The 13,085-nt window shown below is 62.2% G+C and carries 8 protein-coding genes and 1 pseudogene; all 9 read right to left on the bottom strand.

Going from position 1 to position 13,085, the window contains the following annotated elements; all coding sequences use genetic code 11:
* Positions 1 to 2: 2 nt before the first annotated feature.
* Positions 3 to 1,247: an adenylate/guanylate cyclase domain-containing protein gene (locus LB557_RS04705; protein WP_224642346.1), complete on the bottom strand. Its 1,245-nt coding sequence runs from the start codon at positions 1,245 to 1,247 to the stop codon at positions 3 to 5.
* Positions 1,244 to 1,633, bottom strand: coding sequence for a response regulator (locus LB557_RS04710; protein WP_224642347.1), 390 nt, complete (start codon positions 1,631 to 1,633; stop codon positions 1,244 to 1,246). Before LB557_RS04710 ends, LB557_RS04705 begins: the two co-directional genes overlap by 4 nt.
* Positions 1,630 to 4,662, bottom strand: a complete 3,033-nt coding sequence (locus tag LB557_RS04715) for a GAF domain-containing protein (RefSeq protein WP_224642348.1) — start codon at positions 4,660 to 4,662, stop codon at positions 1,630 to 1,632. Before LB557_RS04715 ends, LB557_RS04710 begins: the two co-directional genes overlap by 4 nt.
* 924 nt (positions 4,663 to 5,586) lie before the next feature.
* The gene (locus tag LB557_RS04720) at positions 5,587 to 6,279 is read right to left on the bottom strand and encodes a hypothetical protein (RefSeq protein WP_224642349.1); all 693 of its coding nucleotides are present in this window, start codon (positions 6,277 to 6,279) and stop codon (positions 5,587 to 5,589) included.
* A gap of 32 nt (positions 6,280 to 6,311) precedes the next feature.
* The gene (locus tag LB557_RS04725) at positions 6,312 to 7,493 is read right to left on the bottom strand and encodes a hypothetical protein (RefSeq protein ID WP_224642350.1); all 1,182 of its coding nucleotides are present in this window, start codon (positions 7,491 to 7,493) and stop codon (positions 6,312 to 6,314) included.
* 79 nt (positions 7,494 to 7,572) lie between these two features.
* Positions 7,573 to 8,295 carry a TfuA-like protein gene (locus tag LB557_RS04730; protein WP_224642351.1) on the bottom strand — a complete coding sequence of 241 codons (723 nt, stop codon included), beginning with the start codon at positions 8,293 to 8,295 and terminating at the stop codon, positions 7,573 to 7,575.
* A 5-nt stretch (positions 8,296 to 8,300) separates the two neighbouring features.
* Positions 8,301 to 9,455 (bottom strand): YcaO-like family protein, encoded by a 1,155-nt coding sequence (locus tag LB557_RS04735; protein ID WP_224642352.1) that lies wholly within the window; start codon positions 9,453 to 9,455, stop codon positions 8,301 to 8,303.
* A gap of 23 nt (positions 9,456 to 9,478) precedes the next feature.
* Positions 9,479 to 12,640, bottom strand: a complete 3,162-nt coding sequence (locus tag LB557_RS04740) for an AAA family ATPase (RefSeq protein WP_224642353.1) — start codon at positions 12,638 to 12,640, stop codon at positions 9,479 to 9,481.
* A gap of 72 nt (positions 12,641 to 12,712) precedes the next feature.
* A pseudogene (locus tag LB557_RS04745) lies at positions 12,713 to 13,082 on the bottom strand (IS5/IS1182 family transposase); the annotation flags it as partial.
* Positions 13,083 to 13,085: the final 3 nt, after the last annotated feature.

Consider the following 13,085-nt stretch of genomic DNA (forward strand, 5'->3'; position numbering starts at 1 on the left):
GATCAATCCATGTTGATCCGCGGACCCGTTGCCCCGTTCAGCAATCGCTTCAAATGGAAGCTCGCAAGCTGGTCCCCTGCGCGCCTGCCTACTTCAGCAGCGAACGAGGTGACCGCACTAGGGTCGCCGGCTTCCAGCTTAGCGAAGGCCGCGAGGTAATCCTTCGTCGCGAGCTCGTCGCATTGCTCAGGCCTTATTGGCTCGTAAGCGCGTAGCGACTCCGTTCGTCCTCTCAACACGAGGTCACCCACCGGCCGCCCTCGGAAATTCATAACTTGCCTCGCGACGCTCTCGCTCACGCAAATACGAGTGCCTAGTTGTTTGTTGGCGGCTTCCAGCCGCGCCGCGATGTTGATCGTGTCTCCATAGGCAGCGTAGTCAAAGAAGCGGGCGCCGCCGAAATTGCCGACGATCGCCGGCCCGGCGTGGGCGCCGATACGGGTGGGGCCGAGCGCCACGCCCCTGGCGCGCCAGCCGGCGCGGAAGTCTTCCGAAAAGTCGTCGAGGTCAAGCGCGCAGGCGACGGCGCGGGCGGCATGGTCGGGCTGCTCGCCCGGCGCGCCGAAGAGCACATGCAGTGCGTCCCCGACGATCTTGGCCACCGTGCCCTCGTGGTGGAAAACGATGTTGGTCATGCCGGCGAGGTACACGTTAAGGAGTTCGCCCAGTACCGCCGGGTCGAGCGTTTCCGCCAGCGCAGTGAAGCCGGCGATGTCAGTGAACAGCGACGCCACCTCGCGTCGCTGCCAGGCAAGCTCTCCAGCGTCGCTGGCGAGCCGCTCGGCGAGGTTGGGCGAAAAATAGCGCGACAGCGAGGCGTGCGCGCGCTCGGCCGCCACTTGCTTGCCCCGCGCGTCGCGCAGAAGGGCAAGGTGCCTCAGCGTCTTGGCGATAGTCGTCTCCAAGTCGGCGAAATCGATCGGTTTTATAAGGAAATCATAGGCTCCGCGGTTCATTGCCATGCGGATGTTGGCCATGTCGCCGTAGGCCGACACGATGATGGTCGACAAACGCTCCTCGGCGTCCTGGAGCTTCGCAAGCAGCGACAGCCCGTCCATGCGCGGCATGTTGATGTCGGCAACGACCATTTCGATGCCGGGATTGGCGGCGATCACGTCCAGCGCCTCGACGCCGTCGCGGGCAAAGATAAAGCTCACGGCGCCGTCGCGGATCTGGCGGCGGAACTTTTGCAGGACGAGCGGCTCCAAGTCCGGCTCGTCGTCGACGACGAGGATCAGCGCCGTCACGCCGCGAGCCCAACCCGGGCGTCGATCTCGCAGCGCAGCGCGACGAAATCGAGGGGCTTCGTCAACAGGGCCTCGGCGCCGTTTTCGAGCGCCTTCCGCTTGGTCTCGGGGTCGCCATAGGCGGTGATCATGATCACGGGCACATCGGGACGCAACGCCTTCGCTTTCGGCAGGAGCTCGAGGCCGCTCATGCCCGGCATGTTGATGTCCGATAGGATGAGGATCAGCGAGGCACTTTCGGCCGCCTCGATCACTTTGAGAGCGTGCGGCGCCGAAAGCGCGAATGCCATGTCGAAGCGCCCGGCTCTCAGGTCGCGCCGGAACTGCTGCCGGAAAAGCACCTCGATGTCGGGTTCGTCGTCGACGATCAGGATGAGCAGACTCAAGCGCTTCCTCCAGCTTTGGCGAGCGTCGCGGCGCCACGCGGCAAAACGATGCGGAATTCGGTGAAGGAACCCAGCTCGGTGTCGACCTCTATGGTCCCTGCGTGCTGTTTCACGACGATGTCGTGGCTTAGCGATAGGCCGAGCCCCGTTCCCTCGCCCGCCGGCTTGGTGGTGAAGAACGGGTTGAACATCTTTTCCTTCACCTCCGGCGGGATGCCGGTGCCGTTGTCGCGGATCCTGATCTCGACCGCATCGCCCAGGTTCTTCGTCGATGCCGCCAGGACCGGCTCGTAGCCGGTTTCGCCATTGGCCGCACGCCGTTTCGTTGTCGCGTAAAAGCCGTTGGAGATCAGGTTCAACAGCACTCGGGTGATCTCCTGCGGAAAGAGATCGATCTTGCCGGCGCCTGGGTCGAAATTCCTTTCCAGCATGATATTGAAGCCATTCCCCTCGGCGCGGGCGCCATGATAGGCGAGGTTCAAGCTCTCCTCCACGACCGCATTGATGTCGATCGGCCGGTGCTCGCCCGAGCCCGAGCGCGAATGGAGCAGCATGTTCCTAACGATCGAGTCGGCACGCTTGCCGTGCTGTACTACCTTGTCGAGATTGCCCTTCAGCATGTCCGATAATTCGTCGATCTCCGAGCGGGTCTTGTCGTCAAGCGCCGCGCCTTGCAGCGCCTCGCGCAGCTCCACGATAAGGTCGCCGGACAGCGAGGAAAAGTTGTTGACGAAGTTGAGCGGGTTCTTGATCTCGTGAGCGATTCCCGCGGTCAGCTGGCCGAGCGAGGCGAGCTTTTCGGTCTGCACGAGTCGATCTTGGGCCTTGCGCAGGTCGTCCAGCGAGCGCGACAGGTCCTCGGTGCGCGCCTGCACCTCGTCGAAAAGGCGGACATTCTCGATGGCGATGACGGCTTGATCGGCGAAGGTCTTCAGAAGTTCTACTTGCTTGGAGGCAAGAACGCCCGTCTCAGCACGCCCAACTGCTATGCAACCGATGGGAAGGCCGTCACGCAGCATCGGCACCGCGACAGCACTGCGCAGGCCCGAAAAAGCCGCTGCGGCGCGGTGCGTGAATTCACTGTCCAAGGTGAGGTCCGGGATCTGCGCCACGTCAAGATAGAGGATCGCCCGTTCGGCGGCGCTGCCGCGAGTAGGTGCCACGGGGAAGGTGTTACGTACGATATGAACGCTTTCTTCGGTGATGCCGTGATGCGCCACAAAATGCAGGAGCTCGCCATCATATCTGTAGACGAAGCAGAACTGCGCTTCGCAAAGACGGGCGGCACTTTGCGCTATCATGTTGAACACCGGCTGCACATCAGTGGGCGAGCGGCTGATGACGCCAAGCACATCGCTGGTCGCTGTCTGGTACTCTAGCGCCTCGGTAGCCTCCCGCGTCCGCTGCTGCACTTCCTCGAACAAGCGGACGTTCTCAATCGCGATGACGGCTTGGTCGGCGAAAGTCTTCAGCAGTTCGAGCTGCTTGTCGGTGAATGGCCTTGCCTCGGCGCGCCGGATCATTATCGCTCCGATGACGTCCTCCTCGCGCAGGAGCGGAGCCGCAAGGATCGCGCGGAATCCGAGCCGTCGAGCAAACTCGGCTCCGACCGGAAACTCCCTGCCGGCCTCCTGCAGATCTAGGACATGCACCGGCGCGCGATCGAGCACCGCGCGGCCGGTGACCACGCCCCGGGCGACCGGCAGGCCGGTGTCGTCGACGGGGATCGGCCCGTGATGGGCTCCCACCGCCAGCCGACCGGCGCGTCGCAGGTAGATCGTCGCGTCATAGGCGTCGCAGAGGCGCGCGGCGCTTTCGGCGACGGCGTCAAGGACCGGCTGGATGTCGGTCGGTGACGCGGCGATGACGCGCAGGATGGAGCCCGTCGCAGTCTCCCGCTCCAGCGCCTCGGTTACTTCGCGATTGCGCGCCTGCACCTCCTCGAACAGGCGCACGTTCGCGATGGCGATGGCAGCTTGATCGGCGAAGGTCTCCACCAGTTCGATCTGGCGTTGTGAGAACGGCCCAACGGTCCGTCTCGCCATACCGAAGACGCCGATCACGTCTTGGCCTCGCTTGAGGGGGACCGAAAGGGCCGCGCGGAAATGGCCCATGCTCGCCGCTTCCGGCCTATTGTATTCCATATCCTTGGACACATCGGGCACATGGACGGCTGCCGCTTCGAGGGCCGCTCGACCTTGAAATGTCCCACGCCCGATCGGGTGTGGATGGCTCTTTTCATAAGCGCGAAGTTCATCTGTCCAACCGGTCCCGGTCATGACCCGTAGCCAATCGCCATCGCGCAGTGAGATCGAGCCCATATCACAGCCTGCCAGGCGGATCGCCGAATCGAGTAGCGTCTGCAATACGGGTTCAAGGTCGAAGGCCGACCGGCTGATGACCTTGAGCACGTCGGCGGTCGCAGTCTGCTGAGCAAGCGCTTCGGTCAGTTCGGCCGTCCGTGCCTGCACTTCTTCGAACAGCCGCACGTTCGAGATGGCGATCACGGCCTGGTCGGCGAAGGTCTTCAGAAGCTCGATCTGCCTGTCGCTGAACGGTCTCACCTCTCTTCGCCGCAGGCTAATCGCACCGATCGCTCTTCCATCCCCCACGAGAGGTGTCGCCAGAATGGTGCGAAAGCCGTACTGAATGGCCTTTTCCGGTCCTGCCGCGAATTCGGTCCCAGCCTCGGACAGGTCTTCGACCTGCACGGTCCTCACATCGATCACCGATCGCGCCATTACCCGGTCTCGCTCCAGTGGCCACGGCGCCTCATCGACCGCAATCGGGCCCGAATGCGCACCGAGATGGAGCATGTCGTTCTTCTTGAGCCGGATGATTACGTCATAGGCGTCGCAAAGACGGGCGGCGCTCGCCGCCACGGCGTCCAGGACCGGCTTGATGTCGGTTGGCGACGAGGCGATGACGCGAAGCAGCTCGCCGGTCGCCGTCTCGCGTTCGAGCGCTTCGTTGAGCTCCCGCGTGAGATGCCCAATCCTAGCTTCGAGTTTGCCGTGTGATTGCCGCATGCAGGTCCTAGCCCTCGGTCGCAGCGCTGCCCACTAGGTCGAGATGCGAACCATAGGCAGAATGAAAGTAGAAATACTAGGTCGACCGACAATCAATCGATCTGTCCTCCCATTCGCAGCGAGGTAGATCGGCAGCCGGAATCTCGACATTTTTTCACAATAGAACGGTTTGGTAATCGGAATCTTCACGTTGCACTTCTACAAAGGGCCAGCGCGGGCTTGATCGCAACCTTCCGGTATTCTAACAGCAATGTCAGGTGTTGGCGCAACTGCGATTTCAAGGTGGTCGCCAGCAAGGTCTGCTATCGGGCCGGAGCAAAGATCCCCTCAACGGCCGCTCTTGGGCGCGTTGCCGATCGGCAGCTTGGGGGCCGCTTCCTGCCTGTCCGGTTTCGGGCGGTAGCATTCGGAAAGCAGACACACTCGTTGACTCGCGCGACAGCTAAAATGCCGTTTGCCGGACACGCCAAGGACGCCGAGGGCCTCTCGCATATCGATGTGATGAAGCGCGTTCGTGTCGACAGCATTCGATGATCTCGGCCGGCGGTGACAACGACAAGCATTGCGTTGCGCTCGGATACCGCTACTTTCCCCCGGAAACTTGGCCTGTGTACAACCGCGCAAACATCGATAATCACTGGTGTCGATTTCTTCGACGATCCTGGAGGTAGGGCCAAGGTGCGGAACTCCCGTCGCCAGTTATGTAGCCGAGCCGACGCGCCCGACGCCCGCCCTCTAGACCGACGACAGCCCCGAGACGAAGGCACCGAAGGCCGGTATCCAACCCGCGGATGAGAGTCTGATCAACCGTCGTCTCTGAGTTCCACGCCCAGCCCTGTGCAGTTTCAGCCGATCCGACTGCATGGCAAACCTGCCAAGCAGGCGAGCCTTGTTGCCTTGAACCTTGACAGGGAACATGAGAGACTAGTCGTTGAGCTTTCCGCTGCGGTGGCCCATCGTCATCTTGGAAGCGTACATTGTTGGTGAGCGCTTCCCCGGCATGTTGGCGTCAAGAACGAGCTGTTCGATGAAGCCTTGGTTCATCTCCAACTCCACGCATTCGTCGAGCTTATCTACGAGCCAAACCGCGTAGCCTTCAGGTTCCTTGGCGTCAAATTCCGAATCGTCCGCCGGAATCTTGGGCTCCGGAAACGCCGGGATGATCATTATCTTGGGCTTTGGCAAATCGTAAGTATGTCCCTCATACGCATAACCGACAATTATCCCGCACGATGTTTTCTGCTCTGGAGATGATCCGAACAGGAAGGTACTTCCTGCCGTTGAAATGACTGCAGTGCCAAAATTCTTCAGGTCGATCTTGAAATGATAGGAGACTCTGATTGGTATTGGTGGAAATGGAATATTTCCATTCATTATATCGTGGCGGCCTTTGTTGCTGTTGTATTTTTCCAACACTTCAAGTGCTTTGACATGTTGCTCGTCGGTGATGGGTTCCCCAGGCGCGGTTTCGACATACATGCCGGTGTCCCCAAAGGGTGCTGGCGCACCGGGCATGCTGAGTCCAATTTCCGCCCCCAAGCCATAGAGCCTGACCTGTGTTGCGTTGTAAGCGCCTGATGGAAACGTTAGTGTCGGTCGGTGATAGTCGTCGCTCATTTTCCTCGCTCCTTTTTGCTGCATCCTTCAGTTCACAAGATCTCCCGCCAGCTGAAGTTCTCATCGAATTTTTCCGCGAGCATCGGCGCGACGCGATCGCTGGCGTCCACCACCAACGCCGCGGCCTTTTCGAACGACAGGTCATCCGCATCGAGGCGTGGCCATGCCTGAGCAAGTGCGAGAGCCACCTCGTCCCTTGCTCTGATCAGCATGCTCTTGAACATGAAGGGCCGAGCGCGGAAGGCGCGGGACGTGAAATCCGAGATGCGCTGCATGTCGGACTGGTCGACATCCCTGATATCGATCCCCAGCAGCCGCTCGTCGGCCAACCCCTCGTGCACTAATGCCGCGTGGTAGACGTCGACGATCGTGTCGAACACAGCTCCCGTGAACGGCCGTGACCTGTCATGGATTTCCGCCGTCACCTCCGACATGCGGCGTGCGTTGCTGGCGAGGCGGATCTGCCGATCGCCAGTCAGTTCGGCAATCCGGTTCAATTCATTGAGAACAAGCAGGTTGCCATCGCAGTGCCGCAGCAGCCGGTCCATGCCGCTGTCGAAATTCAGGAAGGACAAGAGCGAGACCAGATCCGAGCTGGCTTCGTGGAACGGCCCGAAATCGCCTTGAGTCAGGCCGCCGGCTGGTGTCCCAAACAGCGAAAACAAGATTGCGTGGCCGACCTCATGTGCGATCACGTCAAAGTTGAGCGCATAGGGATAGTTGCCTCCGTCGATGCCGCGCTCTCGGCCGAGTTCCAGATAGCCATAACCCGATTGCGCATTCTCCCAGTCAACGAACGGAATGATTTCGAGCCGCTCGTACGTCTCGGCAAAATACCAGACAATCGGTTTGCCGAGGTAGCTTTCCCAGATGTCCAGCACGCGGCTGACCGAGGCGAAAGCGTGCGCGGAAAGGAACTGCCTCGATGTCAAGGAAAGCTGATCGAAATGGCCGTCAAAGCCAGCCTCCGCGGGCGGAAAGATTTCGCCGGCAAAGGGTGGCAGATAAGGGTAGTCGTAAGGCTCTTTGTCAAGGAGCGGATCGCGAACGTAGATGCGGTGATCTTCCGGACCGGGGCGGATCAGATCCGGTGGAGTAGAAATCCATACTGTCTCAGGTGTTCCGTAACCCGAAAGGTGAGGGACCTGCGCGTAGACCAGGAACCGCGTTCCCAACGCGGGATCTTGCGCAACGACACGATCGACCGCGTCCAATTGCTTGGCCCCCTCTGAGCCTATGACCGTATCACGGCGCTTACGTCACGTAAATCATCGACCGCCAAGAGGCCAGGGCCTATAGCGCCAGCCCCGCATCATCCATATCCTTGGAGAAGGCCGAGGTTAGCTGCAATTCCGGCATGGGGTGTGCTTTTTCAAATGCTTGCTCCCGCAAAAGTTCGAGTGCCCGCAGGGCATCTTGCTTTTTTTGCTGGACGAAAGCCGCGCCGAGTTCCCTGCACAAATTCTCGACGTCGTCCTTGCCGTCGTGCGCATCCCGGACCATCCGTGCCAGGGTGCGCTCGCGAAAGTTGACGGCCTGCGCCGCCCCCTCGAGCCTCGCCTGCTGTTCGGGTGAAATCACGCCGCGCCGGCAAGCGGCGCGAACGGTCCGGCGTAGGTCAATCAGCGCATGCGTCAATTGAGCGAAATTCACCTCGGCTGGTCCGTGCAATACCGCTACCGCGTCGTCGGGTGCAAAGGCGAAGCGGCGATACCATCGGTAGATAAGCCCGACGCCTTGCATATGAGGGAACAGCTCGGCTGCTCGAAGGGCACCCATGCTGGCCGCGCCGACGACATGAATGCCGCGGCTGAGGGCCCACAGGATTTCCTTGTGCCGAACCGCCGGCTCGGCCTGAAAACCGCCGTCTATTACAAGGATCGCACTCGGGTCGAAATGCTGCACGGCCAAAACGATCGAACCTTGCACGGCCGGGGGAAGGCATACCGCGTCGACGACCTTCAACGCATCGGCATGGGACACGGTAGGGCCGGTGAAGACGACTTTCGGGCGCATGGTCTCTACCCCTGCAAGAGCGGCTGCAAGGCGGGGATGACGATCCTGACAACCGACAGGGCGTCGAGCGGTTTCGTTCCCACCCGGATTAGGTGAACCGCATCGAACCCTCTCTCTTCGAGAATTGCCAAGAGGACCGACAGCCCGTCCGACGCCGTGTTGAATTTCTGCTCGGCGAGCGCGCGGAAATCCACGCTGCGCGGGCCATCGCGGAGGAGCCGGCGATGCGCTGCGATCATCCGCCGATCCGGGTATTTCCGATAGAACGCACGCGTCAGGTCGTCGCGCGCGCCCGAGATCGCCGCCAGACGGGCCTGGGCCGCTTCGTGGATGGCGTGCGCCGCGGCGCCGGCGGGACTGAAACCGGCAGCCGAACCATCAGCCGGATGATCCAAAAGGACCATTTCCGTCGGTTCGCCCTCCAGCAAATGGCACCACACCACCGGTATACCCAACGGCGACAAAGCTTGCCAAAGGCCGACCAGCACGTTCTTGGCCGCCAAGGTTTCCAAGAGATCGCGGAGCGACGGATCATCGATCGTCTCGGTATCGATGCGTTGACGGTGGAAAAACCCGTGGGTCCGGTATGCCGTGGCGATCGCGTCGCGTTCGATGCATTCAAGCATGCCATGAACGATGGCATCGGGCTCCTCGAAGCCCGCGGCCAAACCGCTCGTCGATGCCGCGAAAATGCCGTCATGGGGCAGTGAAGGCAACACATAGGCGGTGTGCACGAGCTCGAAAGGGACTAGGTCGCGGCTGCCGGTAAGAAGATTGTCCGCGGCTACCCACGCCGTCTCCCTGCCGCGCCATCCGGGCGCGGTGCCACCCTGGAGATGCCTTTCGAAACGATCGGGCGGGATGCCCAACAGATCGGCGCGGCCGACGACTGTGTCGAAATTCGCCACCTGCTCCGCAAAGAAGCTCTCGGCCGATTCCAGCATGGCCGATATCGCGGCTTGCGCCAGGGTGGCGCCCTTCCCTTGCGCGACCGCGTTGGAGAGCGAGAAAGGTCTTGTCACTTGCACGACCGGGATGCCGAGTTGGTCGAGCCCGGTAATGTCGGCGATCCGCGTGATGCCCAAGCCTTCGCGCATCTTCATCAGTCTCGCCAGCGCCTCATCGGGCGGCGGACCCAGGCGTTCATATCGCTCCAGCATCGCGGATACTCTTGCAGGGCCGGCTAGTGCCGAACGGCCGATTCGGGATTGACGATCAGCGCGGCGCCCGGCTCGAGAGCGGATTTCGCACGTTCGACCCGATCGCGATAGCGCGACGACAGTTCAGGTGACAGGCCTGATGATTGAAGGGTCTCGTATGTACCGACGAGGAAAGGCACAGCGCTTTGCTCCGCGGCTATGGCGATGCTCTTTTCGAGGGCAGCGATTATGTCCGCCTCCGCATCGCCCTGGAGAAGAAGTAGCTCCGCCCTTCGCCGGTAGAGCTCCGCCAGCCAGAAGCGGCTGCCTCCGGCCTCGGCCTGCGCCACGGCCGAGCCCAGCAGCGCGAGCGCCTCATCGACCTCGGCGGTTCGTGTCAAAAGCTCTGCCAGCATGCTGCAATAGACCGGTTCGTCCTCAGGCGTCTGGAACGCGCCATGGAGGGCAAGGCCTTGCCGCATTTTTTCCCTGCCGCTCTCGACCTGGCCGGCGTTGCCGTCGCACCAGCCTTCGAAGATTTGCGCCGCGGCGGCCAGGGCGGGCATATAATGGCGCTCCGTCAAGTGGCGCAAATCCGCTATCACGCTTCGCAGCATCGAAAAATCGCGGCGATAGCAATGCAGCATCGCCTCGTTGAGGTAGGCATGCGCGATGCTGCCGGCATGTCCGGTTTGCTGCGCCCAGCTCCTAGCTTCCGACATCGAATAGATCGCGCTTGCCGGCTTTCCGACGAACCACAGCGACAAGGCGCGGTGGGCGAGCCCGCAGACCCTCGCGTCATGCCCGCCGAACAACGCAGCATTGGCTTTGCCCTGGCCGTGCTCATAGAGCGACAGTCCGGCGTTGACGGCCGCGATGCAGCGGTCGTGGCGGCCAAGATTGAAGTCGATTGCCCACACGCAATGCCTGGCCTGGAGTTGCACTTCGGCATCCTCGACATCCCTGAGATCGCTGAGCACGACTTCCGCGCGCTCGCCGTCCATGACGGTATCCGTGAACCACCAGCCCCAGTAGATCGGGAACCACTTGGCCCGCTCGCCCACCGGCCGTCGCCGGGCGATCACCACGCCGTCCTCGTACAATTTGCGGGCGGGCGCCGAGTTCGGACCTTCGACAGCGGTCAGGATGGGACCGAGCACGATCATTGCCGATAGCCGCAGCGCGTCTCGCGTGTCGGCTGCCGCAACGCGCTCGCAGAGCGCCAATGCATGCTCGAGTATCTGCCTCGCTTCCGCCATTGCAGAGCGGGACGAGCTTTCCGTGCCTGCGATCACGAACTGAGCGATCGCGTCCTCCAGAAGGCCTGCGCGCTCGGCGTGCTCGGCGACCTCGGCGGTGCCCAGCCACCCGGCCAGGTTTCGGTTGCGGCTCACCGCGGCAAACAGGCGGCGATGCAAGGCCTGCCGTCTCTTGCGCAGCGTTGCGTTGTAGATCGTCTCCTGGATAAGCGCGTGGCGCACGCCATAGATCGGAACGCCGGAAGGCCGCACGCGGATCAGGAACCCGGCCTCGCTCAGCGAATCCAGCGCGTTTGCGATGATTTCGTCGTCGAGCTCCGGCAACAGCGCGCGCAGCAATTCCTGATTAAAACGATTGCCCGCGACGGCCGCGGCGCGCGCGACTTCGCGTGCCGGCCCCAGCGCTTCGAGCCTGGCCTCGATCACGCTTTCGAACACCGAGGCATGACTGCGCGTCGCGGTTTGCGACAGCCGATCCGTTGCCGAGGCCGCGTTCTCGGTCATCCACTGACAGATTTCTTCGATGAACAGCGGGACGCCTCCGGTCACGCGTTCCACCACGTCGAGCAATTCCGGGGAAGTTGACGGCTTGCCTTGCGGCCACATGGCCGCGATCGCCAGCCGCGTTTGCTCGCGGTTGAGCGGCTTTAGCGAGATATGTCTTGGATTCGATGCTGCCAGCCATCTCCCGGATTCAGGGCGCGTGGTCGCGATGACAAGCGCCCGGAAGTGACGGGCCGACTGTGCAAGCTCAGCCAACAATTGTCTCGACGTCAGGTCAATCCAATGGATGTCCTCGACCACCAGGACGATCGGCCCGCTGGCGCACAGGGCTTCGAGCGAGTGGCGAACCGCCCAATTGGCTTTCGCGCGCATCGCCTCGGCGTCGATCTCCTTGAGCATCGGATCGGCTCCCGCAGCGCCGAGCAGGAACGAGAAGATGTCGATGATTTCGGGATCGCGGACGTCATGATCGCGGAATACTTCCGCCACGGCGGCAGCGCTCAGCTGTCCTTCGTTGCCGGCGAGATCGCCGCGTACGTTCTGTAGCAGCGGATGCAGCGCCGAGCGCAAACCGCCGGGCGTGCACTGGAAGAGCAGCAGTTTCGCGCGCTGGTGACGCGTGCGCCGGCGCACTTCGTGAAGAATGCGCGACTTGCCGATCCCGGCCTCGCCCTCGATCACCACCACGCCGCCGGTTCCCGCAACGGCGCTGTCCCATGCTTCGGCGATCGTGGCAAGCTCGGCCTCGCGATCAACGAGCGGACTGCTCAGCCGCCCGAAGGCGAAGAAGCGGTCGACCTCGCGCTTGTGACTCAGCGCGCGCCAGACCAGCTCCGGCTCGGCAAACCCCTTAATCGCATGGGTGCCCCTAAAGCTGAACACATGCGACCGGCGCGCCAGGTTGCGCGTCGCGTCCGAGACCACCACCGTATCCGGCTGCGCGATGGCCTGGAGCCGCGTGGCCATCGCGAAGGCAGGACCGGTGACATTGTCATGACCGATGTCGGCATCACCCTTTTGGATCAGGGTCATCGATGTCGCAATTCCGACCCGGACATGCAAATCGGCGCGGCCTTTGTCCGAACCGACGCGCCTGCAGGCGTCGATGATTTCGAGCCCGGCCCGGATCGCCAGCGATGCCGCGTCCTTGGCGTCTATTTCGGCAGGAAACAAAGCAACGCCACCATCGCCGGCCTCAACCTGGACGGCGCCCGAGCACGACGCGACCGCCTGTCTCGCAGCCCGCTGGAAGGCTGATATCAGTTCCTCGAACTCTTCGATGTCCAGGATGGCAAGAAGGTCGGTCGATCCGACCAGGTCGTAGCAGAGCGCGGTCAGGATACGGCGCTCATGCCGGGCTTCGGACGCATTGTTGCCGTTGCCGCCCAGAAAGCCTGTTGCCACCGGCGCCGCCGGCAACGCGACCCGACCCTTCTCCGACATGCTGCGATTCCTCGCCGAGTGCAGTGACGGCAATATTAGCAAAGTGCGATGCTATCCACAAAACACTTGATCGAACTGGCCGCCCTTCGAACGCTGCAGCGTGGTGGCGAGAGAGACCTTAAAGCCGAACTCGTAAGGGGCATGCGCCTTGCCCTTTGCCGGTGCACTCGACCTCATAGGCGTGCAGGCTGTAGATCTTGCGGCCGCGCTGGCGCTGACGTTGTTGCGGAACCGCCGATGCCTGGTAGAGCGGCCATTTGAAGCTCGCCTCGAGCTCCGCTTGGCCGGCGATCCGGCGGGAGGTGTCGCAAATGGTGCGGCCAAGATAGGTCTTGAGCTTGCGCAGCGCCTTGGCCCGCTTGAGCTTAGCGTCGGTCGGGAACATGACGTTCTTCGGCTCCACCGTGGTGTCGACGATCACTTGGCGCGTGTCGGCTGGCTCCTT

Source organism: Mesorhizobium sp. BR115XR7A, assembly GCF_020165315.1.
Lineage (GTDB): Bacteria > Pseudomonadota > Alphaproteobacteria > Rhizobiales > Rhizobiaceae > Mesorhizobium > Mesorhizobium australicum.